This window comes from Rathayibacter sp. VKM Ac-2929 (assembly GCF_022815495.1).
GTDB classification, from domain to species: domain Bacteria; phylum Actinomycetota; class Actinomycetes; order Actinomycetales; family Microbacteriaceae; genus Rathayibacter; species Rathayibacter festucae.
In genome coordinates this window covers 169,083-192,334 of sequence record NZ_JALGRV010000001.1, presented here as the reverse complement: position 1 = coordinate 192,334, position 23,252 = coordinate 169,083, and the positions used below count along the sequence as shown (strand labels likewise).

Genomic DNA, 23,252 nt, shown 5'->3' with positions numbered 1-23,252 from the left:
CCCTGCTCCGCCTCGCCCGCTCCCCTCCGCACCCGAACGGATCCCGCCATGACCAGCACCCCCGCGCCCGGACTCTCCCGCCGCTCGCTCACCACCACCGCCCTCTGGACCGTCCCCGTCGTCGCCATCGCCACAGGCGCGCCCCTCGCCGCCGCGTCGACCGCGCCCTGCACGAGCGTCACGCAGTTCGCCGCGACGAACGCGAGCGGCAACCCCGCCGTCCTCGGCGCGACTTCCGCCTCCGGCCGCACCTCGACGATCCGCATCACCTCGACCCTCGCCGCCGGCACGACCGACCTCTCCGGCGGCACGCGCTACAACATGAGCCAGAACGGCTCGGGCTGGGCCGGGAACGCCCCCGGCGGCGTCCCCTCCGAGTACTCCTTCGCCGGCTTCGGCCCGGCGGGTGCGCTCGTGCTCAATCAGCGCCGCGAGGGCGACCTCGCCGTCCTCCCCACCCCGGGCTCCGACGCGCAGACGCTGACCTTCGAGTTCCGCGACGCCGACGGCGCGCTCTTCGACCCGGTCGACTTCCAGCTGACGGTCTTCGACATCACCTCGAACACCGACGCGAACTCGTGGGTGCCGACCTACTGGGACGCCGTCGGCTTCAGCACCGAGCCGACCTCGATCGCCACGTCCGGCTCGCTCCCCGGCGCCGGCGCCGGCACCCTCGCCGACCCCTTCCGCCGCGCCACCGGGAACGAGTACACGACGGCGGGCGTCACCCGCTCCGACACCTTCCACTTCGGCGTCTTCCCCTCGGGCAGCACCCTGACCTACACCCAGCACGACGGCCGTCAGGGCTGGCACTTCGTCTCGCTCACCGACCTCCGGTTCGGCGCCGACGACTGCTGAAGTCGTCCCGGACGCGTCGCCTGCGACGCTCCACTTCCGAGGCCCACGCGAGAGCGTGGGCTTTCGGCGTCTCCCCGCCGCGCTGCCAGGATGAGGGCATGCGCGCTCTCGTCCTCGACTCCGTCCGCGGCGAGCCTAAGGTCCGCGACGTCCCGACACCGGTCGCCCCGGCTGACGGCGTCGTCGTGCGGGTGCTGGCCACCGGGCTGTGCCGGAGCGACTGGCACGCCTGGGCCGGGCACGACGACATCGCCTTCCCGCACGTCCCGGGGCACGAGCTCGCCGGTGTGATCGCCGAGGTCGGGCCCGAGGTCCGGAACTGGGCGGTCGGCGACCGGGTGACCGTGCCGTTCGTCTGCGGCTGCGGCCGCTGCGAGTGGTGCCTGCAGGGCGACGCCCAGGTCTGCCCGGACCAGGAGCAGCCCGGCTTCACGCACTGGGGCTCGTTCGCCGAGCTCGTCGCGCTGCACGCGGCCGACACCAATCTCGTCGCGATCCCGGAGGGCGTCGACTTCGCCACCGCCGCGAGCCTCGGCTGCCGCTTCGCCACCGCCTACCGCGCGCTGGTCGGGCGAGCCCGGGTGCAGCCCGGCGAGTGGGTGACCGTGATCGGGGCCGGCGGCGTCGGCCTCAGCGCCGTCATGGTCGCGCAGGCGCTCGGCGCCCGCGTCATCGCGGTCGACCGGAACGCCGCGGCCCTCGAGGTCGCCGCGAGCGTCGGAGCCGAGCACGTCCTCCTCGCCGACGGCCGCGATCTGCCGGCCGCCGTGCACGCGCTCACCGGCGGCGGGAGTCACGTCGCCGTCGACGCCGTCGGCAGCGAGCAGACCTGCGCCGACGCCCTGCTCAGCCTGCGCCGCCGCGGCCGGCACGTGCAGGTCGGCCTGCTGCCGCCGGTCGAGGGGCACCCGCGGGTGCCGATGGCGCGCGTCATCGCCTGGGAGCTGGACGTCCTCGGCAGCCACGGGATGGCGGCGCGCGACTACCCCGGGATGCTCCGGCTGATCGAGCAGGGCGTCCTCGCCCCGCAGCGCCTGATCGAGCGCACCATCGGACTCGAGGAGGCGGCCGAGCTGCTCCCCGTCTTCGACCGCTCGAACCCGGCGGGCATGACGATCATCGACCCCACTGGTCACCGGTAACCGCTTTCCGATACGCTGGCCGGATCATGCAGAGCAGACGAGACGACCGCAGCCGCCCGCTCTCCGGAGTCCGACCGTGATCCCCCGGATCGGGCTCGTCGGCATCGGCGGCTACGGCGCCTCGCACCTCGGCGCCGTCCTCGCGGCGCACCGCGACGGCCGCGTCCGGCTCGTCGGCGTCGCCGACCCCCGGCCGCCGGTCGAGGGGCTGCTCCCCGACGGCGTCGCGCACCACCCCGACGCGACCGGCCTCTTCGCCGCCGGCGGCACCGACGTCGTCATCATCAGCACCCCGATCCACACCCACGCCGCGATCGCCCTCGCGGCGATGGACCACGGCAACGACGTCCTGCTGGAGAAGCCGCCGGCCGCCTCGCTCGCCGAGTTCACCGCCATCACGGGGCGCGCCGCGGCGACCGGCTCGCTCGTGCAGGTCGGCTTCCAGAGCCTCGGCTCCTCCGCGATCCCGGCGATCCGCACGGCCGTGGCCGACGGCGAGATCGGCGACGTCCTGCGCTACGGCGCCTCCGGGGTCTGGGTCCGCGACGACCGCTACTGGTCGCGCTCCCCCTGGGCCGGCCGCCGCACGCTCGACGGCGCGGTCGTCGCCGACGGCGTCCTGACCAACCCCTTCTCGCACGCGACCGCCACCGCCCTCGCGATCGCCGGTGCCGACCGGCTCGAGGACGTCGTCGACGTGCGGCTGGACCTGCGCCGCGCGAACGACATCGAGGCGGACGACACCTCGGTCGCCGTGCTGACCCTGGCCGACGGCCTGCGGGTCACGACCGCGGTCACCCTCTGCGCCGAGCGGCCGGAGGAGCCCTCCGTCGAGATCGTCGGCACCCGCGGGACGCTCCGCTTCTACTACACGCTCGACGTGGTGCAGCTCGTGCGCGAAGGCCTGCCGCCGCGCACGCTGCAGTACGACCGGATCACGCCGTTCGAGGGACTGCTCGCCGCCCGCGAGCTGGGAACGCCGCTGCACGCCGGGATCGAGCGCACCGGCGGCTTCCTCCGCCTGCTCGAGGCGGTGATGGCGGCTCCGTCGCCGCGCGCGCTGCCCACGGACGCCTGGCGCGAGGTGCAGGACATCGAGGGGCGCCACCGCGTAGTCGACGGCGTCGAGCACGCACTGCAGGAGGCGCTGCGCCGGGAGACGACGTTCGACGCGCTGGATCTGCCGTGGAGCTGAGCGCGTCGCTTCTCTAGAGGGCTCCTCGAGAAGAAGGAGCCCGGTCCGCCGCTCACCCTCCAGCGACGGCGGACCGGGAGTTCAGGGGTGCGCCTCTCAGAGGTGCGGCGACACCGTCTCGGCGAAGGCCGCGACGACGCGCTCGGCCACTTCGGGGTACGCCGTGTCCCAGACCTCCTGGTGGAAGATCTCGACCTCGACGTCGCCGGCGTAGCCCGCCTCGACGACCGCGCGGGTGAGCGATCCGAAGTCGATGACACCCTCGCCCGGGTAGCGGCGGGCGAGCAGCACGTCGGCCGGCAACGGGGTCACCCAGTCGCAGACCTGGTAGCTCGCGATCCGGCCCTCCGCTCCGGCGCGGGCGATCTGCGCGAGGACCTGGGGGTCCCACCAGACGTGGAAGGTGTCGACGACGACGCCGACCGCGGCCGCGTCGAACGGCGCGGCGAGGTCGAGGGCCTGACCGAGCGTCGAGACGACAGCGCGGTCGGAGGCGTACATCGGGTGCAGCGGCTCGATCGCGAGCTGCACGCCCGCCGCCGCGGCGTCGTCGGCCAGCTCGGCCAGCGCGTCCTGCACGCGGGCCCGGGCGCCGACCACATCGCGCGAGCCCGTCGGCAGTCCGCCGGCGACGAGCACGAGCGCGGGGGCACCGAGCGCGGCGGTCTCCTCGATCGCGCGGCGGTTCTCGTCGATCGCCGCCCGCCGCTCCGGCCCCTCGGGCGCGGTGAAGAAGCCGCCGCGGCAGAGGGAGGAGACGCGCAGGCCGGAGTCGGCGACGAGGCGCACGGCCTCCGCGAGCCCGACCGCGGCGACCGGCTCGCGCCAGAGGCCGATCGCGCTCATGCCCGCGGCGGACGTGGTGTCGAGCGCCTCGGCGAGCGACGCGTGCTTGATCGTGGCCTGGTTCAGCGACAGGCGCGGGTCGGCGCTCATGCGGGCACCGCCTCGACCAGGTGCAGCCCCTCGACGGCGCGGGTCACGTCGACCCCGTTCAGCGCGAGCAGCCCGGTCCAGCGGTCGGCCGCGAGCTCCGGCCGCTCCAGCGCGCCGGACGCGTTCGCGAGCCGGACGATCTCGGACAGGTGCGGCAGCGAGCGCGCGGAGTGCAGGCCGCCCACCATCGAGAAGGCAGGCTGGTGGCCGTTCAGCCAGGAGAGGAACGCGACTCCGGTCTTGTAATACTGCGTCGGCGCGGCGAAGACCTGGCGCGAGAGCGCCTCGGTCGGGCCCAGCACACGGCGGTACTCGGCGGTGTCGCCCGCGTCCAGCGCCTGGATCGCGGCGGAGGCGCTCGGCGCCAGCGCGGCGAAGGCGCCGAGCAGCGCGTCCGACCAGCGCGGCGTGCCGTCGGCGTCGGGGGCGCCCTCGATCAGGCCGACGTAGTTGAAGTCGTCGCCGGTGAAGAGGGTCGCGCCCTCGGGCAGCCGCGAGCGCAGCGCGATCTCGGCGTCCGCGTCCAGCAGCGACATCTTGATGCCGCGCACCGAGTCGAGGTTGTCCTCGATGATCCGCTGGACGACCGGGAAGGCGTCGACCGGGTCTGCCGCGCCGAAGTAGCCCTCGAGCACGCCGTCGAAGGCGGTGCCGAGCCAGTGCAGGACGACCGGCTTCGTGGCGCGGGCGAGCACGGCGGCGTAGACGCGCTCGTAGTCGGCGGCGGTCTCCGCGGCGCGGGCGAGGTGCCGGCTGGCCATCAGCACGACCTCCGCCCCCGCGTCCTCGGCGAAGGCGAGCTGCTCGACGTAGGCGTCGATGACGGTGTCCAGCGGGACGACGTCGTCGGTGAGCTGGTCGGTGTTGATCCCGACCACGAGCGCCCCGCCGACCGACGCGGCCTCGGCGGCGCTGCGGCGGATCAGCTCCTGGGTCGCAGTCCAGTCCAGGCCCATGTTGCGCTGCGCGGTGTCCATCGCGTCGGCGACGCCCAGGCCCCAGGACCAGACGTGGTGGCGGAAGCCGAGCGTCGCGTCCCAGTCGATCTGGGCCGGGTGGCCGGGCCGGTTCTCGCCGTGCACCAGCGGCACGACGTGCGCGGCGGCGTAGGCGGTGCGCGAGCGCAGCGGCGCGGTGGGCCTCGCGTGCGCGGGCGCCGGGAGCAGCTCGATGGAGCGGGTCGCGCCGTCGGCGCCGAGGAGGGTCAGCCCGCTCACTGGACGGCGCCCGCCTGCACGAGCACCTCGGCGTCGGCGGCGGCGTCGAGCGCGGCGACGTCGATCCGGCGGCCCTCGCGGGAGGACTCCAGGCCCAGCTCGGCGAGCCGCACGCCGCGCGCACCGGCGAAGAAGTCGTACTCGTGCGGAGCGTCCTCGACCACGTGGCGGATGAACTGCTCCCACTGGGTCTTGAAGCCGTTCTCGAACACGTCGTTGACGGGCAGCTCCTGCCAGTCCTCGGCGTAGTCGTGCGTCTCGGGCAGGTCCGGGTTCCAGGTGGGCTTGGGGGTCGCGACGCGCGGCTGGATCTTGGCGCCGAACAGGCCGACCACGGCCGAGCCGAGCGTGCCGTCGACCTGGAACTCGACGAGCTCCTTGCGGTCGACCCGCACGGCCCAGGAGGAGTTGAGCTGCGCGGTGATGCCGCCGGCGAGATCGAAGATCGCGTAGGCCGCGTCGTCGGCCGTCGCGGTGTAGGGCGCGCCGTTCTCGTCGACCCGGGTCTCGATGTGGGTGGTCGCCTTGGCGTAGACGCCCTCGATCGGTCCGAAGAGGTTCTCGAGCACGTAGTTCCAGTGCGGGAACATGTCGACGATGATGCCGCCGCCGTCCTCGCTGCGGTAGTTCCAGCTCGGACGCTGGGCGGCCTGCCAGTCGCCCTCGAAGACCCAGTAGCCGAACTCGCCGCGGACGCTGAGGATGCGGCCGAAGAAGCCGGAGTCGATGAGGCGCTTGAGCTTCTGGAGGCCCGGCAGGTAGAGCTTGTCGTGCACGACGCCGTTCTTGATGCCGGCCTCCTTGGCCAGCTCGGCGATCTCGAGCGCCTCGGCGTAGGACTCCGCCGTGGGCTTCTCGGTGTAGATGTGCTTGCCGGCGGCGATCGCCTTCTTGATCGCGGGGACGCGCGCCTTCGTCACGAGGAAGTCGGCGTAGACCTGCCACTTCGGGTCGGCGAGCGCGGCGTCGAGGTCGGTGGTCCAGTTCGTCAGGCCGTGCTTGCCGGCGAGCTCGGCGAGCTTCGCCTCGGAGCGCCCGACCAGCAGCGGCTCGACCTGCACGCGGGTGCCGTCGGAGAGCAGCACGCCGCCCTGCTCGCGGATCGCCAGGATCGAGCGGACGAGGTGCTGGCGGTAGCCCATCCGGCCGGAGGCGCCGTTCAGGATGATCCCGAGGGTGGGGGTGGTCGACTCTGACACGGTGCGCCTTTCGAGGAGTGGGAAGCGTTTTCCTGATGGTAGCCGCGGAGCGGCCCGGCGGGCAAGCGCTTTCCCATTCAGCGGAGGAACGGTGGTGGCCGGGTCTCGATACGCCCTTCGGGCTACTCGACCAGCAAGGGACGGCCCACGTCGACGCGTTCGCCGCGCACTCCATGCTGATCGAGTAGCCCGCGCAGCGGGCGTATCGAGATCCACCCCCGTCAGAACAGGCGTCTGCAGACCTGCCCTTCGGGGGACGGCGGGTCTCGATACGCCCCTGCAGGGCTACTCGACCAGCACGGCGCGCGCTACGCGGGCGGCGCGGCTCGCGGCGGGGTGCTCGCGCGCAGGACGACGCGGGTGGGCAGCTCGACGGAGGCGCCGTCGGCCTCGTCGCCGAGGGCCGCGGCGACGGCGCGCTCGCCGAGCGCGGCCAGCGGCACCGCGACCGTGGTCAGCCCCGGGTGCACGTCCTCCGCGATGGGCGCGTCGTCGAAGCCCGCGACGCCCATGCCCGCGCCGGGCTCCACTCCGGCCGCGCGCATCGCGGAGGCGACGCCGACCGCCATCAGGTCGGTCACCGCGAAGACCAGGTCGATGTCGGCGGAGCGCCCGGCCAGCAGCGCGGCCGCCGCGTCGAACGCGCCGTCCCGGGTGAGCGGCGCCTCGACGATCAGATCCGGATCGACGCTCACACCGGCCGCGGACAGCCCCTCGAGGAACCCCGCGACCCGGTCGGACGACGTCAGCACCGCCTCCGGACCGCGCACGATCGCGCAGCGCCGGTAGCCGGCCTCGGCGAGCGCCGCCGCGAGCGCACGCGCTCCGGCGCGGTTGTCCACCTGCACCGAGGGGAACGGCAGCCCGCCCTGGCTGATCATGGCGACTCGCCCGCCGGACGCCTCGTAGGCCTGCAGCTCGGCGATCAGCGCGTCGCGGTGCCGGTCGGCGGCGAAGCGGCTGCCGGCCAGGACGATCGCCCGCGGCCGGCCGCCGCGCAGCGAGCGGACCAGGCCGAGCTCCTTGTCCGGGTCGCGGTCGGTGACGGCGATCCGGACGTCCAGCCGCGACGCGTCGGCCGCGCCGATCACTCCGGAGGCGATGCCCGAGAAGTAGGGGTCGGTGATGTCGCTGACGAGCAGCGCGATCGTCGAGGTGGTCCCGCGCGCGACGGCCTGCGCCGCCGGGTTCGCGGAGTAGCCCAGCTCGGCCGCGGCCGCCTCGACCCGCTCGCGGTACTCGCCCTGCACCTTGCGCGTGCTGCCGTTGAGCACCCGCGAGGCGGTGGCCAGGGACACCCCCGCCGCCCGGGCGACGTCGTGCAGCGTCGCGGCGGCGGTCGTTCGTCGTGCTGCCACGGTGCTCCTCGGGGTCCGGCGGCGGCTTCCCGCGCGCTCGCCAGTGTACGGAGGAGCCGGGATCGGGCGGGAGCGGGTGTCCTCGACGGGCGGTCGCGCTCAGCTCGCGTCGAGCGGCGACACCCCGGTCAGCTCGACGGCGCGGTCCCAGAGCCGGCGCGCCGTGTCCCGGTCGCGGGCGGCGCGGTTCGGGTTCACCTGGCGCGGCGCCCCGCGGACCTCGCCGAGGCCGCCCGGTCCGTAGTAGGCGCCGGAGCGCGCGTCGGGCGAAGTCGCCGCGAGCAGCGTCGGCAGCGCGCCGTCGTCACCGCTCTGCCCGACCGAGCGCATCAGGGCGCCCATGATCGCGCCCTGCCCGTCGCCGGTGTGCGTGTGCAGCTCGGTGACCGACATCCCCGGGTGCGCGGCCATCGAGCCGACGCTCGAGCCGGCCCGGCGCAGGCGTCGGTGCAGCTCGAACGCGAAGACGAGGTCGGCCAGCTTGGACTGTCCGTAGGCCGGCCACGGGCTGTAGCGGCGGCGCTCCCAGTTCAGGTCGTCGAAGTCGAGCGCGCCGAAGCGGTGGGCGAGGCTCGAGAGCGACACCACGCGGTCCGCGATCCGCGGCAGCAGCAGCCCGGTCAGCGCGAACGGCCCGAGGAAGTTCGTGCCGAACTGCAGCTCGAAGCCGTCCGCGGTGCGCCCCTCCGGGACCGCCATGATGCCGGCGTTGTTGACCAGCACGTCGATCGGCCCGGTCGCCTCGGCGAACTCGCGCACCGAGGCGAGGTCGGCGAGGTCGAGCCGCCGGACGACGACGTCGCCGCCCATCCGCTCCGCAGCCCGCTCGCCCTTCTCGACGGTCCGGCAGGCGAGGACCACGCGGGCGCCGTGCTCGGCGAGCGCCCGCGCGGTCGCCTCCCCCAGTCCGCTGTTCGCGCCGGTGACGACGAACGTCCTGCCGGTCTGGTCGGGGATGTCTGCGGCGCTCCAGGAGGTCATCCGCCCACCCTAGATTCCGGGCGTGCACGCCACCTGGACGCCGGTCGGTCCTCGGTCCACCGGTACCAGTGCGCCAGGACGACCGGGCCGAGCTCGAGAAGAGGAGAAGCGTCCCGTCGCCGGCGCTCCTCGGCGCTCCCGGTCAGGCCGATCCGCGCGTCGGGCGACATCGGCAGGATCTCCAGGACGACGTCCCCGGAGCCCGCGTTCAGCGCGTCCAGGTCGAGCACCCACGGCCCACCGTCCCAGAACTGATCGGCGACGACCTCGCCGTCGACGAGGATCCGGGCGACGTCGCCGGACCAGTGGATCTCGAGCTCGCGGCGCTGCGCCGCCGGATCGGTCTCCGGCAGCTCGAGCCGGTGCGCGGCCGCGGCGGCGAAGTCGGCGTCCCGGGGTGCGGAGGCGCGCCCCGCGGACTCCCCGTAGGACACCGGCACGGCGTCGCTCGCGCGGAGCAGGGGCGCCTCGACCGCCTCCGTCTCCGGCCGCATCGACGCCGCCGATCCGGCGACCGGGACGAAGCGCTGCCCTTCCGGGTCGTAGGCGCGCGGCAGGCGGCTCCCTGCGCGGACGTCCCCCGCGATCCGCCCCGCTCCGTCGAGCCAGACCGGGTCCTCCGAGAGGACGAGGCGGCGCTCCCCCGAGCCGGCGGCGGCGAGCACCGACGCCTCCTCGCCCGCCTCCGCGGACAGGATCAGCACCGAGCACGCTCCGCCGTCGCCCTCCGCCCGCACCAGCACCGGCTCGTCGACGTCGAGGCGGAGGAGCGCGCCGTCCTGCCGCTCCCCGTCCACCTCCAGCCGCGTGCCCTCGGCGAAGGCGAGCTCGGCGACGACGCCCGCGGCCGCCACCAGGACCAGCGTCGGCTCCGCCCCGTCGAGGAGCGTCAGCGGCGTCGCGGTCGCCCAGTCCAGCCGGACCCCGCCGACCATCAGGCGCACCGGCCAGACCGCCAGCGTCCCGGCCGGCACGGGCGTGCTCACCGAGGGGAACCGCACGACCTCGTCGTCGAGACCGATCTCGAGCACCACGCCCGGGTGCTCCGGCAGCGGCTCGTGCGGCTGGTGCCAGGTGACGAAGACGAAGCCGCTCGCCCCGTCGCTCCGCAGCGCCCAGCGGAGCGTGTCCGTGTCCTGCTGGCTCGACGGCAGCTCGTCCGGGAGCGTCGACGGCATCTGCGCGAGCCGCTCGCCGAACGCCTCGAGGAAGGCGTGCTGGCGCCGCAGCAGCGCGAGGGTCGGCGACGGCCGGCCGCTCGCCCCGATCGGCGCGCGGAAGTCGTAGTCGAACCGCGGCAGGTCGTTCGGGTAGCCGGTCGCCTGCGACTCCTGCAGCCCGTCGGCGGCGGCGCCGCGCGGGTTCGTCCCGCCGGCGTACATGTAGTAGCCCTGCCAGGCCGAGCCGTTGCCGATCTTGGTGTGCGCGACCGCCGCGATGTCGCGCGGCTGCACGGCCGGGCGCCGGTGGTAGGCGGTGGCCATGCCGCCGCCGAGCTCGCAGGTCGCCGGCGGGTAGTCGAGCGAGGGGGCGCGGGGCGTCACCGCGTCCGTCGTCGCGCCGCGGACGTCGGCGCCGATGCCCGGGTCGTCCCACGTGTGGCTGAAGAAGAAGTGGTCGCGGAACGTCGAGTCCCACGGCGAGTCCGACTCGACCCAGAAGCCGTCCGCGTAGCCGCCGAACAGCGGCAGCACCTCGTCCAGCGGCAGGTCGGCGCCGCCCCAGCCCGTCGACGTCCAGATCGGCGCCGTCAGCCCCGTCTCCCGGGCCAGGCCCTTCAGGGTCCGGATGTGCTCGGGCTGGTCGTAGATCTCGTTCTCGATCTGGATCGCCACCACGTTGCTGCCCGGTCCGCACCGCGACGCCAGCTCGCCGCCCAGCGCGCCGAACCACTCCCGGACGAGCGCGAGATACCCCGGGTCGTCCGTCCGGTGCTCGACTTCGGCGGCCTGCACCCAGTCCGGGAAGCCGCCGTTGCGGACCTCGCCGTGGCACCACGGCCCCACCCGCAGCACGACGTCCAGGCCGACCTCCGCGCACAGGTCGACGAACGCGCCGACGTCGAGGTCCCCGTCGAAGCGGCGCTCCCCGCGCACCTCCTCGTGATGGATCCAGATCACGTAGAACGCCACGACCGTCACGCCGCTCGAGCGCATCAGCCGCAGCCGCTCCTCCCAGCGCTCGCGCGGTACCCGGCTGTAGTGCAGCTCACCGGAGACCGGGACGAAGGGCCGGCCGTCGCGCAGCACCGAGCGGCTGGTCAGCCGCCAGCGATCGTGGCGGTCGACCGCGGTGCTCATCGCGGGCTCCCGCGCGGGCGCGGCCCACGGGAGGTGCCGCACAGTGGCGGTGCTGACGGTGTCCTGGTGTGCTGCGGTCATCGAGATGCCCCTTCGGATCCGGTCGACGATCCCGTCCACGCTAGCGGGAGCCCGATCCGCGGCCGCCGCCTCAGCGCCGCGCCCGCGTCGACGCCCGCGCGACCAGCTCCGGCAGGAACACCGTCTGCCGCGGGATCAGCTCCGGGTCCGCCGCCTCCTCGAGCAGCACGCGCAGCGCCGTCCGCCCGATCACCGAGCTCGGCTGCCGCATCGAGGACAGCGGCACGGCGGCGGCCGCGGCGAAGGAGATGTCGTCGAAGCCGATCAGCGCGATCTCGTCCGGCACCAGCATCCGCCCGTCCACGGCGAGCGCCTGCAGCAGCCCGAGCGCGACCAGGTCGTTGGCCGCGAAGAGCGCATCGGGGCGGTCGCGCCGCGGCCGGGCCAGGATCCGCATCCCGGCGGCGACCCCCTGCGCGACGGTCAGCGCCGTGGTCGCCACCACCTCGAGATCGACCGACGCATCGCTGTTCTCCACCGCGACCCGAGCGCCCGCCAGCCGGTCGGTGACCTGGCGGATCTCGAACGGCCCGCCCACGAAGGCGAGCCGGCGCCGCCCGGTCTCGATCAGGTGCTCGGCCGCCATCCGCCCGCCGGCGACACTGTCGACCGAGACCGAGCTGTAGCGGCCGTCCCCGCTGAAGCGGTCGACCAGCACGACCGGCACCCCGCGCCCGCGCAGCTTCTCCAGCCGCTGCGAGATGTCGCCGTACGGCGCGATCAGCACGCCGCGCACCTGCTGCTCCTCGAACAGGTCCAGGTACTGCCGCTCGCGCGACGGGTCCTCGTCGGTGTTGCCGTAGAGCACGGCGATCTGGTGGCGGGACGCCTCGTCCTCCGCCCCGCGGACCACGTCGTTGAAGAACGGGTTCTGCCCGTCGAGCACCACGAAGCCGACGGTCGAGCTCACGCCGTTGCGCAGCTTCCGGGCAGCGTCGTTGCGCACGTAGCCGAGCGACTCGACGGCGGCGTTCACCCGGGCGAGCGAGTCGTCGGAGACCTCGTCCGGCCGGTTGAGCACGTTGGAGACCGTGCCGACCGAGACGCCGGCGCGCAGGGCGACGTCGCGGATGCTCACTCGCGCCACATCGCCTCCCCTGGGACGCCGAGCCGCATCTCGCGTTGACCGCTCCGGCTCGGCGTCCCTATAGTAGCGATGAAGCTGGATGAATCGATTCAGGTCCTCTTCATCCGAAGCCGGGACCTGACCGCGATTCCCCTCGATGAGGAGGTACCACCCGTGGCATCAGATCCGCCACCCGCACTCGAGCTCGCCCGCGTGGTCAAGGCGTTCGGCGCCGTCGTCGCGCTGCGCTCGGGCACCATCGCCGTGCACCGCGGGTCGATCCACGCGCTGGTCGGCGAGAACGGCGCCGGCAAGTCGACGCTCGTCAAGATCATCGCCGGAGTCCACCAGCGCGATGCGGGCGAGTTCCTCCTCGACGGCGAGCCGGTCGACTTCTCCTCGACCTCGCAGTCGAAGGCCGCGGGGATCGCCGTGATCTACCAGGAGCCGACGCTCTTCCCCGATCTCAGCGTCACCGAGAACATCTTCATGGGCCGGCAGCCCCGCGGTCGCCTCGGCCGCATCGACCGCAGGGCGATGCGCACCGAGGTCGTCGGCCTCTTCGAGCGCCTCGGCGTCCGGATCGACCCCGACCGCCCCGCCGAGGGCCTCTCCATCGCCGACCAGCAGATCATCGAGATCGCCAAGGCCATCTCGCTCGACGCGAAGGTCCTCGTGATGGACGAGCCGACCGCCGCGCTCTCCGGCGTCGAGGTCGAGCGCCTCTTCACCGTCGCCCGCTCGCTCCGCGACGAGGGCCGCGCGCTGATCTTCATCTCGCACCGCTTCGACGAGGTCTTCTCGCTCTGCGACACCATCACCGTGATGCGTGACGGCGCCTACATCTCCACCACCGCCACCGAGGACGCCACCGTCGACGGCATCGTCCGCGAGATGGTCGGCCGCGACATCACCGAGCTCTTCCCCAAGCAGGCGACCGAGATCACCGACGTCCTGCTCGAGGTGAGCGGCCTCACCTCGGCCGGCGTCTTCCACGACATCTCCTTCACCGTCCGCGCCGGCGAGATCGTCGGCCTGGCCGGCCTCGTCGGTGCCGGCCGCAGCGAGGTGGCCCGCGCCGTCTTCGGCGTCGACCCCTACGACTCCGGCTCGGTCACCCTCGTCGGCGGCCGGATCCCGGCCGGCAGCCCCTCGGCCGCGATGCGCGCCGGGCTGGCGCTCGTCCCCGAGGACCGCCGCAAGCAGGGCCTCGTGCTCGACTCCTCCGTCTCGCGCAACATCACGATGGCGATCCAGAAGTCGCTCTCCAGGGGCGGCCTGATCACCGGCCGCCGCGAGAACACCGCCGCGCGCGACTGGGCCGCGCGCCTCGAGGTCAAGACCGACGCGCTCGACACCGTCGCCGGCACGCTCTCGGGCGGCAACCAGCAGAAGGTCGTGCTGGGCAAGTGGCTCGCCACGAATCCGAGGGTCCTGATCATCGACGAGCCGACCCGCGGCATCGACGTCGGCACCAAGTCCGAGGTGCACCGGCTGCTCTCCCAGCTCGCCGGGGAGGGAATGGGCATCCTGATGATCTCGTCCGAGCTGCCCGAGGTGCTCGGCATGGCCGACCGCGTCCTGGTGATGCGCGAGGGGCGGATCACCGCCGAGCTCGACCGCTCCGACGCCACCAGCGAGACCGTGATGCTCGCCGCCACCAGAGGGGCAGCCGCATGAGCACCGCCCAGGCGCCGGCGCAGAAGCGCGTGCCGGCCGCGAAGCCCAACGCCTTCTCCTCCGGCTTCGGCTCCTTCATCCGGGCCCGCGAGACGGGAATCCTGCTCGCGCTGGTCCTCGTCGTCATCGCGACGACCGCGAAGAACCCGACCTTCCTCTTCTCCCCCGACGGCTGGCGCGACCTGCTGCTGACCCCGTCGATCCTGATCCTGATCGCGGTCGGCCAGGCCATCGTGATCATCACCCGCTCGGTCGACCTCTCGGTCGGCTCGATCCTGGGGCTGACCGCCTACCTCACCGGCCGGCTGTTCCTGGACGTGCCGGGGATCCCGATCCTCGCGGTCTTCGCCGCCGGCGTCGTCTTCGGCGGACTGCTCGGGCTGATCAACGGCGCGCTCGTCGCGTTCGCGAAGGTCCCGGCGCTGGTGATCACCCTCGGCACGCTCTACGCCTACCGCGGCATCAACGTCGCCTGGACGGGCAGCGACCGGATCAACGCGTCCGATATGCCCAAGGACTTCCTCGCCCTGGGCACCGGCCAGTTCCTCACCATCCCGTACCTCACGATCATCGCCCTCGTCGTGCTGGTCGCCGCGGGCTGGTACCTGCGCAACCAGCGCGCGGGCCGCGAGTTCTACGCGATCGGCTCCGACCCGGACGCCGCGCGGCTCTACGGCCTGCCCGTCACCCGGCGCATCCTGGTCGCCTTCGTCGTCTCCGGCGCGCTGACCGGCCTGGCCGGCGTGCTCTACGCCGCCCGCTACGGCACCGTCAACTCGCAGGCCGGCTCCGGCTACGAGCTCGACGCGGTCGGCGCCGCGGTGATCGGCGGCGTCGCGATCTTCGGCGGCTCCGGCACGGTCTGGGGCGCGGCGATCGGCGCGGTGCTGCTGCTCACCATCAACCGGGCCCTGCCGATCCTGGGCGTCCCTGACTTCTGGCAGCGCGCGGTCGTCGGCGTGCTGATCATCGGCGCGATCGTGCTCGACCGCGTGCTCTCCCTCCGACAATCCCGCAAGCTCCTCGAAGAGAGGGACGACTCCTGATGAGCCTCGTCACCGACACCACCGCCGTGCGCACCGCGCGCGAGTACCGCGACTACGCCCGGCCGGCCTGGCAGCGCGTCCTGTTCAGCCGCGAGACCGCGATCGTCGTGCTGCTGGTCCTCGTGATCGTCGTCGCCTCCGCCTCGGTGAAGAGCTTCGACAAGCCGATCACCATCACCTACCTGTTCCTCGACATCGCGCCGACGCTGCTGATCGCGCTGCCGATGACGCTGATCATCATCACCGGCGAGATCGACCTGTCGGTCGCCTCCACCGTCGGGCTGGCGAGCGTGCTCACCGGCACGCTGCACCAGGCCGGAGTGCCGTTCGAGGTCGCCGCGCTGGTCGCGATCGTGGCCGGCGCGGTCGGCGGAGCGCTGAACGGCTTCCTCGTCACCGTCGTGGGGCTGCCCTCGCTCGCCGTCACGATCGGCACGCTCGCGCTCTACCGCGGGCTCGCGGTCGGACTGCTCGGCACCACTGCCGTCACCGACTTCCCCGAGTTCTGGACCGACCTCGCCAAGGCGAAGCTCGTCGGCCCGGTGCCACTGGTGGTGCTGCCCTTCGCGATCCTGGCGATCGTCTTCGCGGTGGTCCTGCACTCCACCCGCTTCGGCCGTGGCGTCTTCGCCATCGGCCTGAACGACGAGGCGGCGATCTTCTCCGGCGTGAACGTGAACCGCACCAAGTTCATCCTCTTCGTGGTCTCCGGAGCCGTCTCCGCGCTGGCCGGCATCTACTACACGCTCCGCTACGGCTCCGCCCGCGGCGACAACGCGACCGGCCTCGAGCTGCAGGTGATCGCGGCCGTCCTGCTGGGCGGCGTCTCGATCTTCGGCGGCCGCGGCGCCCTGCACGGCGTGATCGCCGGCGTGATCCTGATCGGCGTGATCGCCTCGGCCCTGCGCCTCGCGAACGTCACCTCCGACGTCATCAACATCATCACCGGAGTGCTGCTCGTGCTCTCGGTGGTGTCCACCAGCTTCCTGGCCTGGCTGTCGCGACTGCGGCGCTCGGGCAGGAGACGCCCCTGATCCCGCATCACCGGCACAGCACCCGCACCACCCCGCACCACCCCGCACCACCCCCACAGCACCTCGACGAAAGGCAGACGATGATGTTCTCCTCCCGTGGGCGCCGCCTCGGCACCCTCACCGCACTGGCCGTCTCGGTCGCGCTCGTCGCGACCGGCTGCTCCGCCTCCGACGGCGACGCCGGCGGCGACGCCGGCTCCGGCTCCGGCGACTACTCGATCACCTTCCTGCCGAAGAACCTCGGCAACGCGTACTTCGACACCTCCGACGCCGGCGGCGAGAAGGCCATCGAGGAGTTCGGCGGCACCTACGCCGAGGTCGGGCCCGCCGAGGCCTCCCCCGACGCGCAGGTCTCCTACATCAACACGCTCACCCAGCAGGGCGCCGGAGCGATCGTCGTCTCGGCGAACGACCCGAAGGCGATCTGCGACGCGCTGAACGAGGCGCGCGACAACGGCACCAAGGTCGTCACCTTCGACTCCGACACCAACGCCGACTGCCGCGACCTCTACATCAACCAGGCCACCGCCGAGGGCATCGCCAAGGCGCAGGTCGACCTGATCACCGAGCAGATCGGCGACAGCGGCGAGGTCGCGATCCTCTCCGCCTCCGCGAACGCCACGAACCAGAACGCCTGGATCGAGCTGATGGAGGAGGAGCTCACCGCGAACCACCCGGACGTGACGCTCGTCGACACCGTCTACGGCGACGACGACGACCAGACCTCGTTCGACAAGACCGCGGCCCTGCTGCAGACCCACCCCGACCTCAAGGGCATCATCTCGCCCACGACGGTCGGCATCGCCGCCGCCGCCCGCTACCTCTCCACCTCGGACTTCAAGGGCAAGGTCGCGCTGACCGGTCTCGGCACGCCGAACCAGATGCGCGAGTTCGTCGAGGACGGCACCGTCACCGCGTTCGCGCTGTGGAACCCGGGAGACCTCGGCTACCTCGCCGCCTACGCCTCGAAGGCCCTGATCGACGGCGACATCACCGGCGCCGAGGGCGACACCTTCGAAGCAGGCGACCTCGGCTCCTTCACGGTCGACGCCGACGGCACCGTCCTGCTCGGCGACCCCTTCACCTTCACCGCCGACAACATCGCCGACTTCGACTTCTGACCCGTTCCGCAGCCATGCTGATCGAGTAGCGCCCACAGGGCGACCCCGTTCATGCTGATCGAGTAGCGCCCGCAGGGCGCGTATCGAGATCCACCGTCCCTGAAACGGTGGGTCTCGATACGCCGCTCCGCGGCTACTCGACCAGCATGTTTCAGGCCACGCGAACAGCTCTCGCAGGGCGACCCTGTTCATGCTGATCGAGCAGCGCCCGCAGGGCGCGTATCGAGATCCCCCACCGAGAGGCCCCACCCCATGCAGCGCGTCTGCTTCCAGCTCCAGGTGCGACCCGAGCGCATCCCCGAGTACACCCGCCGGCACGCCGCGATCTGGCCCGACATGGCCGCCGCCCTGAAGGCCACCGGCTGGAACAACTACTCCCTCTTCCTCCGCCCCGACGGCCTGCTGATCGGCTACTTCGAGACCCCGTCGCTCGAGGCCGCCCGCGCCGGGATGGCCGCCACCGAGGTCAACGCCCGCTGGCAGGCCGAGATGGCCGAGTTCTTCGTCGAGCTCGACGGCGCTCCCGACACCGGCTTCCTGCAGCTGACCGAGGTCTTCCACCTCGAGGACCAGCTGCCCTGACTCCTCCCCTCCTCCCCGACACCCATCGGACAGAGCCGCGGCTCCGAATGATGCACGGGGCCGATCGAGGAGGTAGTGCGGGATGTCGTTCAACAGCCGCCGCTGGCAGGTCCGCAGCATCGTGGCGCGGGTCCAGGCCACCGCAGCACTCAGCACGTCGACGCTGGACACGGCCGCTCGCGCCGACCGCAAGCTCGAGATCCTCCGGATCGCGGACGGCGTCGACGCCGGGCGGGTCAGCAACGACGAGGCCGTCGCCGCCTTCGAGCGTCTGGCCCAGGACGTCGGCCACACTCCCGAGGCGCGGCTCGGTTGACGCCTCCGCACCCGGGCGCACCGTGACGGACGGCGCCCCGTCCGCGCAGGACGACCTCGTCCCGACGCTCGCCGACGGCGACCACGCCGCGTTCCGCCGGCTCTACGAGCGCACCGTCCGGCGCGTCCGCTCGATCACCGTCGGCATCCTGCAGGACCACGCGCAGGCGGAGGAGGTCGCGCAGGAGACCTACTTCGAGCTCTGGCGCTCCGCCGGCCGGCACGCGGTCCTCGAGGAGCAGCAGCACCTCGTCGCCGTCATCGCCCGTCGCCGCGCCATCGACCGGGTCCGCGCCGCGCAGTCCTCCCGCGAGCGCGACCACCGCTACGCGATCCACAGCTACCTCCGCGAGATCGACGAGGCGGAGTCGCACGGCGAGATCGTCGGCGAGTTCCGCCGCGCCGCGGCCGAGATCCGCCGCCTCGCCCCGAAGCACCGCGACCTGCTCTTCCTCGCCTACGTCCGCGGCCTGACCCACGCCGAGATCGCCACCGAGCTCGGCCTGCCGATCGGCACCGTCAAGACCCGCCTCCGCGACACCCTCGCCCGCCTCCGCCGCGAGCTGACGCCCCCGCCCCCCTGACGCCCCCTGCACGCCCCTCGAGCACCCGCGCAACGCCCCTGCATGCTGGTCGAGCAGCCGCGCAGCACCCCCTGCATGCTGGTCGAGTAGCTGCGAAGCGCCCCCCGCATGCCGGTCGAGCAGCCGCGCAGCGGCCTCCGCATGCTGGTCGAGTAGCCGCGCAGCGGCGTATCGAGACCCACCGTCCCCAGCAGGCCCGGTCTGCAGACTCCCCGTCCGACGCTGGTGGATCTCGATACGCGCCCTGCGGGCGCTACTCGATCAGCGTGGAGGGCGGTACCACCTCTCCAGCGGCCACGCCTTCCATGCTGCTCGAGCACCCGCGCAGCGGCGTATCGAGACCCGCCCACGCCGAAGCCCCCGCCCTCCAGACACGGAGAGCGGGGGCCACGGCGAGACCGTCAGCGCGTCAGAGCGTCTGCGCGAACGGGTCGAAGTGCACCGGCACCGCGGGCACCGGCGCGGAGAGCGTGCTGTCGATCGCGACGAACTCGCCGCTCTCGGCCGACTCCTGCGCCGACAGCATGACGTCGAGCACGTGGAAGCCGAGCTCGCCGGTGGCCACGTGCGGGCGGTCCTCGGCGATCGCGCGGACCATGTCGAGCAGGCCGAGGCCGCGGCCGACGACCGTGCCCTTCTGCTCGATCTCGGTCCACTCCTGCTCGCCCCACTGGCCGTCGGCGATCGAGGTGCGGGCCTTCACGTACGCGGTGCGCCCCTCGAACTGGTTCGGGTCCGGGATCACGATCGACCCCTCCGTGCCGTGGATCTCGAAGACGCCGTGGCGCTCGAGCGCGGAGTCGAAGCTGAGCAGGCTCGACGCCTGCTGCCCGGCCGCGAACGAGGTCAGCACCTGCAGCGAGGTGGGCACCTCGACCGGGAACGTCGTCCCCGCGTCGGGGCCGGAGCGGATGACCCGCTCCTCGAGCTTCTTCCGCCCGAGCGCCGCGACCCGCTGAACCGGTCCGAACAGGCTGACGAGTCCGGTGAAGTAGTACGGACCCATGTCCAGCAGCGGGCCCGCGCCCTCCGCGAAGAGGAAGGCCGGGCTCGGGTGCCACAGGTCCGGTCCGACCGTCTGGAAGACGGTGGACGCGAACATCGGCTCGCCGATCACGCCGTCCGCGATCGCGCGCTTCGCGGTCTGGAAGCCCGGGCCGAGCAGCGTGTCCGGCGCCGAGCCGACGCGCAGCCCCTTGGCGGCGGCGTCCTGCAGCAGCTGCGCGGTTCCGGCACGATCCAGGCCCAGCGGCTTCTCGCTCCAGACGTGCTTGCCCGCGGCGATCGCCGCGGCCGAGACCTCGACGTGCGCGGCGGGGATGGTCAGGTTGACGACGACCTGCACGCCGGCGTGCGCGAGGACGTCCTCCGCCGAGCCCCAGGCGGGGACGCCGTGCTTCTCGGCCTGGCTCTTCGCCCGGTCGAGCAGCAGGTCGCCGACGATCAGGACCTCGACGTCCGGGAAGGACGCGAGGTTCTCGAGGTAGGTGTCGCTGATGACGCCGACGCCGATGACGCCGATCCCGATGGGCCCGCTCATGCCGCGTACCCGCCCTTCACGAGGAAGTCGTAGCTGGCCTGGATGTCCGCGAAGACGTCGCCGGGGGCGTTGTCGTACTCGATGACGGCGTACTCGATGGCACCTTCGCCGGCCTTGAGCGCCTCGACGAGCGGCACGTCGCCCTCGCCCGGACGGCGCTGGTCGAGGGTGTCCGAGCCGAAGGCCGCGGCGCCGGGGGCGAACGGGTTCTCGGCCGGCGCGATGCCGTCCTTGACGTGCACCGCGACCAGGCGCGAGCCCAGCTTCGACACCAGTGCGGGGCCGTCCTGGCCGCCGGTCAGCGCCCAGAACAGGTCGAGCTCGATCTCGACGCGCTCGTCCGTCGTCGCGACGAAGCGCTCATAGGCGGTCTGGCCGTCGAAGGAGGCGATGAACTCCTGCGCGTGGTTGTGGTAGCCGACCTTCAGGCCGAAGGTCGCGGCGACCTCGGCGGCCTTGTTCAGGCGGTCGGCGATGTCCGCCACGCCGTCCTCGGTCAGCCAGCGCTCGGCCGAGACGAACGGGTCGATGACGGTCTGGATCCCGATCTGCGCGGCCGCCTCGAAGACGACCTCGGGGGCGGGCGTGGGGATGGAGCCGTCCGGCGTCCACAGCTCGTCGGAGAGCAGCGGAGCGTGGCCGGTCGGCGAAGCGAGACCGCTCGCGTCGAGCGCGGCGCGGATCTCGGCGGGACGGCGGACGAAGTCGAACGCCTCGACGTTCTTCAGTCCGATCGCCGCGAGCTTCTCGAGCGAGCCGTTCGGGTCCTCGGAGAACTCCTTGGCCAGCGTGTAGAGCTGGATGGAGGCCAGGGGCAGAGTCATGATCGATGTCGCTTTCACTGGTGATGGTGGTGCGGGCAGGACTGTCGTCTCCGACCAGCCTGTCCTATGGACGTCCGAGAAAGGCCTATCGGACTTTCTTGATGGGGAGGATGACGAGTGCGCCGACCACTGCGGCCAGTGCGCAGACCGTGAACCACAGCCCGTAGTTGTTGCCGGTCGGGTCGCTGACGTAGACGAGGATGCCGCCGACCAGCGGCGCGAGCGTCTGCGGCAGCGCGTTGGCGATGTTGAAGACGCCGAGGTCCTTGCCGGAGTCGTCGGGGTTCGGCAGCACGTCGACGACGAGCGCCAGGTCCACGCCGACGTAGATGCCGTAGGCGAGTCCGAGGACCGCCTCGAGGACGTAGAAGGCGCCGATGTCCTGCACGAAGATCAGCGCGAAGGTGCCGACCGCGAAGAGCGCGGTCGAGCTCCAGACGAACACCTTGCGGCGCCCGATCCGGTCGGAGAGCCAGCCGGCGAAGTAGCTCGCGCCGACGAGGGTCACCGTGTAGATCAGCACGCTGGTGGTGATCACGGCCGGGATGCTCCCCTCCTCCACGCCGATGTGGTTGAGGAGGTAGAAGAAGCGGAAGGTGGTGAAGCCGAAGCTCGCGAAGATGATCAGGAAGCGCGACCACCACGCGAGCGCGTAGTCGGGGTTCTTCACCGGGCTGACCCAGAAGGTCTCGGCCCAGTCGCGCAGCGTCGCGCGCGGCGGCGCCTGCGGCAGGCGCTTGTCGGGCAGCACGACCGCGAAGACGACCATGGCGACGATCGCGAGGATCGACGGGGCGACGAACATCACGACCAGCTGGCCGGCGAACGCCTGGGCGACGTAGGTGCCCCCGAGGATGCCGACGTTCTGCGCGATGCCGAGCGCCGCGGTGATCTTGCCGCGCTGGAACTTCGGCACCTGGTCGGCGAGCGTCGCGGTGAAGGGCGCGAGCGTCATGTTCGCGCCGAGCTGGGCGAGCGACCAGCCGACGGTGGCGACGAGCAGGGTGGGGGCGAGCGCCATGATCGCGAAGGCGACCGTCATCAGCACCGTGCCGGTCACGATCCAGATCCGGCGCCGGCCGAAGCGGCTCGTCGTGCGGTCGGAGAGCCGGCCGACGACGACGTTCGCGATCGTGGCGAAGAGGGCGCCGAAGCCGCCGAGCACCGCCGCGGCGCCGGTCGCGCCGTCCTGCGCGATCTCGCCCGACTCGACGAGCGACTGGATCTTCAGGCCGATGCCGACGACCGCCGGCCCGAGCAGGGCGATGAAGAAGATCAGCTGCGCCGCGAGCAGCCAGAAGACGTAGCCCTTGGTCGCCGGCTCGGTCGGCTCGGAGAACGCGTGGTGCCCCCGCACCGTCGCCGTCGCGGTGGTCATGCCCGAGGGCATCCCCGCCGCGGATCCGCTGGACGTCGTCATGATCGTTCCCTCTCGTCATCGAGTGTGCAGAATCGAGCGGTCGTGCCCAAAACCTTGCGTCGTGTGGTTTTGAGTATGCAGGGCGGCTCACCTCGCCGCAACCGTCGACCGCTCGAGACGCCGGTCGGGAGTTGCGCAAGATTCTGCCCCCACGACGCTAGCCCTCCCCCTCGCGCCCCCGCCGCCCCTCACCCGAGCTGGCGCGCGACGTCCCGCGAGCAGACCCCTGACGTCGGACTGCACACCCCTCCGCGCCGAACCGCAGACGCCCCGGCGGCCGAACGTACGCTCGAAGCATGCCGACCATCAGCGTCACCGACGCGTGCGCGAACTTCTCCGAACTGATCATCCGCTCACGCACCGAGGCTGTCATCATCGTGCGCCAGGGACGTCCGGAAGCCGTGCTCATCAGTCCCGAGCAGCACGAGCGGATGAGAGACGCTCTCGAGGACGCGGAGGAGGTGAAGGCCTTCGACGCGGCGCTGGCGGAGGACGGCGACAACATCCCCTGGTCAGAGGCGAAGGCGGAACTCGGCCGTCTGCGAGCGGACGAACGACCTCAGTCCGGAGATGCGGAGGCTGCACCCTGAACCAGGCGTTGAACCAAGAACGGCCCGCCGAAGCGGGCCGTCCTGTTCTGTCTCAACCAGAGTGCGCCCGGAGGGATTCGAACCCCCAACCTTCTGATCCGTAGTCAGATGCTCTATCCGTTGAGCTACGGGCGCAGTCCATCGTGTGGCCTTGGGGGGCGCACGCAACGAGGTACGACTATA

At 72.4% G+C, this 23,252-nt stretch carries 21 protein-coding genes and 1 tRNA gene; 11 read left to right on the top strand and 11 right to left on the bottom strand.

Translation table 11 applies throughout. The features are described from left to right. Positions 1-48: 48 nt before the first annotated feature. From MT355_RS00855 to MT355_RS00845, 3 genes are all read left to right on the top strand, one after another. Positions 49-858, top strand: a complete 810-nt coding sequence (locus MT355_RS00855) for a hypothetical protein (protein WP_123446757.1) — start codon at positions 49-51, stop codon at positions 856-858. Positions 859-956: 98 nt separating this feature from the next. Then, complete coding sequence (locus MT355_RS00850) at positions 957-2,000, top strand: zinc-dependent alcohol dehydrogenase family protein (RefSeq protein ID WP_243598178.1); 1,044 nt, start codon at positions 957-959, stop codon at positions 1,998-2,000. A gap of 76 nt (positions 2,001-2,076) precedes the next feature. After that, the gene (locus MT355_RS00845) at positions 2,077-3,195 is read left to right on the top strand and encodes a Gfo/Idh/MocA family protein (RefSeq protein ID WP_243598177.1); all 1,119 of its coding nucleotides are present in this window, start codon (positions 2,077-2,079) and stop codon (positions 3,193-3,195) included. A 96-nt stretch (positions 3,196-3,291) separates the two neighbouring features. Here the strand turns inward: MT355_RS00845 and MT355_RS00840 are convergent, their stop codons facing one another. The 7 genes from MT355_RS00840 to MT355_RS00810 all read right to left on the bottom strand — a co-directional run bounded on the left by MT355_RS00840 (position 3,292) and on the right by MT355_RS00810 (position 12,354). After that, positions 3,292-4,131, bottom strand: coding sequence for a sugar phosphate isomerase/epimerase (locus MT355_RS00840; RefSeq protein ID WP_243598176.1), 840 nt, complete (start codon positions 4,129-4,131; stop codon positions 3,292-3,294). Then, positions 4,128-5,348 (bottom strand): DUF993 family protein, encoded by a 1,221-nt coding sequence (locus tag MT355_RS00835; protein ID WP_243598175.1) that lies wholly within the window; start codon positions 5,346-5,348, stop codon positions 4,128-4,130. Before MT355_RS00835 ends, MT355_RS00840 begins: the two co-directional genes overlap by 4 nt. Next, positions 5,345-6,490, bottom strand: coding sequence for a Gfo/Idh/MocA family protein (locus MT355_RS00830; protein ID WP_123447046.1), 1,146 nt, complete (start codon positions 6,488-6,490; stop codon positions 5,345-5,347). The genes MT355_RS00835 and MT355_RS00830 overlap by 4 nt, the downstream gene beginning before the upstream one ends. Positions 6,491-6,855: 365 nt before the next feature. Continuing rightward, on the bottom strand, positions 6,856-7,905 hold the full coding sequence (locus tag MT355_RS00825) for a LacI family DNA-binding transcriptional regulator (RefSeq protein WP_243598174.1): 1,050 nt from the start codon (positions 7,903-7,905) through the stop codon (positions 6,856-6,858). Between the two features lie 99 nt (positions 7,906-8,004). Then, positions 8,005-8,886 carry an oxidoreductase gene (locus MT355_RS00820; protein WP_243598173.1) on the bottom strand — a complete coding sequence of 294 codons (882 nt, stop codon included), beginning with the start codon at positions 8,884-8,886 and terminating at the stop codon, positions 8,005-8,007. Next, positions 8,883-11,267 (bottom strand): beta-galactosidase, encoded by a 2,385-nt coding sequence (locus tag MT355_RS00815; RefSeq protein ID WP_243598172.1) that lies wholly within the window; start codon positions 11,265-11,267, stop codon positions 8,883-8,885. Before MT355_RS00815 ends, MT355_RS00820 begins: the two co-directional genes overlap by 4 nt. Positions 11,268-11,337: 70 nt before the next feature. Continuing rightward, on the bottom strand, positions 11,338-12,354 hold the full coding sequence (locus tag MT355_RS00810) for a LacI family DNA-binding transcriptional regulator (RefSeq protein ID WP_243598171.1): 1,017 nt from the start codon (positions 12,352-12,354) through the stop codon (positions 11,338-11,340). A gap of 153 nt (positions 12,355-12,507) precedes the next feature. On the opposite strand from MT355_RS00810, the gene MT355_RS00805 reads away from it, so the two are divergent. The 7 genes from MT355_RS00805 to MT355_RS00775 all read left to right on the top strand — a co-directional run bounded on the left by MT355_RS00805 (position 12,508) and on the right by MT355_RS00775 (position 18,695). Next, the gene (locus MT355_RS00805; RefSeq protein WP_243598170.1) at positions 12,508-14,013 is read left to right on the top strand and encodes a sugar ABC transporter ATP-binding protein; all 1,506 of its coding nucleotides are present in this window, start codon (positions 12,508-12,510) and stop codon (positions 14,011-14,013) included. Beyond that, positions 14,010-15,059 (top strand): ABC transporter permease, encoded by a 1,050-nt coding sequence (locus MT355_RS00800; protein WP_173251333.1) that lies wholly within the window; start codon positions 14,010-14,012, stop codon positions 15,057-15,059. The genes MT355_RS00805 and MT355_RS00800 overlap by 4 nt, the downstream gene beginning before the upstream one ends. Further along, positions 15,059-16,093, top strand: coding sequence for an ABC transporter permease (locus MT355_RS00795; RefSeq protein WP_243598169.1), 1,035 nt, complete (start codon positions 15,059-15,061; stop codon positions 16,091-16,093). The genes MT355_RS00800 and MT355_RS00795 overlap by 1 nt, the downstream gene beginning before the upstream one ends. 80 nt (positions 16,094-16,173) lie before the next feature. Then, on the top strand, positions 16,174-17,214 hold the full coding sequence (gene rhaS, locus MT355_RS00790; protein WP_243598168.1) for a rhamnose ABC transporter substrate-binding protein: 1,041 nt from the start codon (positions 16,174-16,176) through the stop codon (positions 17,212-17,214). A 252-nt stretch (positions 17,215-17,466) separates the two neighbouring features. Next, positions 17,467-17,796 (top strand): L-rhamnose mutarotase, encoded by a 330-nt coding sequence (locus MT355_RS00785; protein WP_123705497.1) that lies wholly within the window; start codon positions 17,467-17,469, stop codon positions 17,794-17,796. Between the two features lie 82 nt (positions 17,797-17,878). Then, positions 17,879-18,112: a hypothetical protein gene (locus MT355_RS00780; RefSeq protein WP_243598167.1), complete on the top strand. Its 234-nt coding sequence runs from the start codon at positions 17,879-17,881 to the stop codon at positions 18,110-18,112. A gap of 22 nt (positions 18,113-18,134) precedes the next feature. Next, the gene (locus MT355_RS00775; protein ID WP_243598166.1) at positions 18,135-18,695 is read left to right on the top strand and encodes a sigma-70 family RNA polymerase sigma factor; all 561 of its coding nucleotides are present in this window, start codon (positions 18,135-18,137) and stop codon (positions 18,693-18,695) included. A gap of 409 nt (positions 18,696-19,104) precedes the next feature. Here the strand turns inward: MT355_RS00775 and MT355_RS00770 are convergent, their stop codons facing one another. The 3 genes from MT355_RS00770 to MT355_RS00760 all read right to left on the bottom strand — a co-directional run bounded on the left by MT355_RS00770 (position 19,105) and on the right by MT355_RS00760 (position 22,479). Next, positions 19,105-20,235 carry a Gfo/Idh/MocA family protein gene (locus tag MT355_RS00770; RefSeq protein ID WP_243598165.1) on the bottom strand — a complete coding sequence of 377 codons (1,131 nt, stop codon included), beginning with the start codon at positions 20,233-20,235 and terminating at the stop codon, positions 19,105-19,107. After that, positions 20,232-21,059, bottom strand: a complete 828-nt coding sequence (locus MT355_RS00765) for a sugar phosphate isomerase/epimerase (RefSeq protein WP_243598164.1) — start codon at positions 21,057-21,059, stop codon at positions 20,232-20,234. Before MT355_RS00765 ends, MT355_RS00770 begins: the two co-directional genes overlap by 4 nt. Positions 21,060-21,144: 85 nt before the next feature. After that, positions 21,145-22,479, bottom strand: coding sequence for an MFS transporter (locus tag MT355_RS00760; protein ID WP_208110589.1), 1,335 nt, complete (start codon positions 22,477-22,479; stop codon positions 21,145-21,147). Positions 22,480-22,775: 296 nt separating this feature from the next. Here MT355_RS00760 and MT355_RS00755 point away from each other — a divergent pair, with 296 nt between their 5' ends. Next, complete coding sequence (locus MT355_RS00755; RefSeq protein ID WP_243598163.1) at positions 22,776-23,069, top strand: type II toxin-antitoxin system Phd/YefM family antitoxin; 294 nt, start codon at positions 22,776-22,778, stop codon at positions 23,067-23,069. A gap of 62 nt (positions 23,070-23,131) precedes the next feature. Here MT355_RS00755 and MT355_RS00750 read toward each other — a convergent pair. Continuing rightward, positions 23,132-23,204: transfer RNA gene (locus tag MT355_RS00750), tRNA-Arg, on the bottom strand. Between the last annotated feature and the right edge of the window lie 48 nt (positions 23,205-23,252).

What these genes read in the sequence shown, in the direction of transcription:
- MT355_RS00855 (WP_123446757.1), top strand. Translation starts at nt 49, where the DNA reads ATGACCAGCACCCCCGCGCCCGGACTCTCCCGCCGCTCGCTCACCACC.
- MT355_RS00850 (WP_243598178.1), top strand. Translation starts at nt 957, where the DNA reads ATGCGCGCTCTCGTCCTCGACTCCGTCCGCGGCGAGCCTAAGGTCCGC.
- MT355_RS00840 (WP_243598176.1), bottom strand. Translation starts at nt 4,131, where the DNA reads ATGAGCGCCGACCCGCGCCTGTCGCTGAACCAGGCCACGATCAAGCAC.
- MT355_RS00830 (WP_123447046.1), bottom strand. Translation starts at nt 6,490, where the DNA reads ATGGGCTACCGCCAGCACCTCGTCCGCTCGATCCTGGCGATCCGCGAG.
- MT355_RS00820 (WP_243598173.1), bottom strand. Translation starts at nt 8,886, where the DNA reads ATGACCTCCTGGAGCGCCGCAGACATCCCCGACCAGACCGGCAGGACG.
- MT355_RS00815 (WP_243598172.1), bottom strand. Translation starts at nt 11,267, where the DNA reads ATGACCGCAGCACACCAGGACACCGTCAGCACCGCCACTGTGCGGCAC.
- MT355_RS00800 (WP_173251333.1), top strand. Translation starts at nt 14,010, where the DNA reads ATGAGCACCGCCCAGGCGCCGGCGCAGAAGCGCGTGCCGGCCGCGAAG.
- MT355_RS00795 (WP_243598169.1), top strand. Translation starts at nt 15,059, where the DNA reads ATGAGCCTCGTCACCGACACCACCGCCGTGCGCACCGCGCGCGAGTAC.
- rhaS (WP_243598168.1), top strand. Translation starts at nt 16,174, where the DNA reads ATGATGTTCTCCTCCCGTGGGCGCCGCCTCGGCACCCTCACCGCACTG.
- MT355_RS00785 (WP_123705497.1), top strand. Translation starts at nt 17,467, where the DNA reads ATGCAGCGCGTCTGCTTCCAGCTCCAGGTGCGACCCGAGCGCATCCCC.
- MT355_RS00780 (WP_243598167.1), top strand. Translation starts at nt 17,879, where the DNA reads ATGTCGTTCAACAGCCGCCGCTGGCAGGTCCGCAGCATCGTGGCGCGG.
- MT355_RS00770 (WP_243598165.1), bottom strand. Translation starts at nt 20,235, where the DNA reads ATGAGCGGGCCCATCGGGATCGGCGTCATCGGCGTCGGCGTCATCAGC.
- MT355_RS00765 (WP_243598164.1), bottom strand. Translation starts at nt 21,059, where the DNA reads ATGACTCTGCCCCTGGCCTCCATCCAGCTCTACACGCTGGCCAAGGAG.
- MT355_RS00760 (WP_208110589.1), bottom strand. Translation starts at nt 22,479, where the DNA reads ATGACGACGTCCAGCGGATCCGCGGCGGGGATGCCCTCGGGCATGACC.
- MT355_RS00755 (WP_243598163.1), top strand. Translation starts at nt 22,776, where the DNA reads ATGCCGACCATCAGCGTCACCGACGCGTGCGCGAACTTCTCCGAACTG.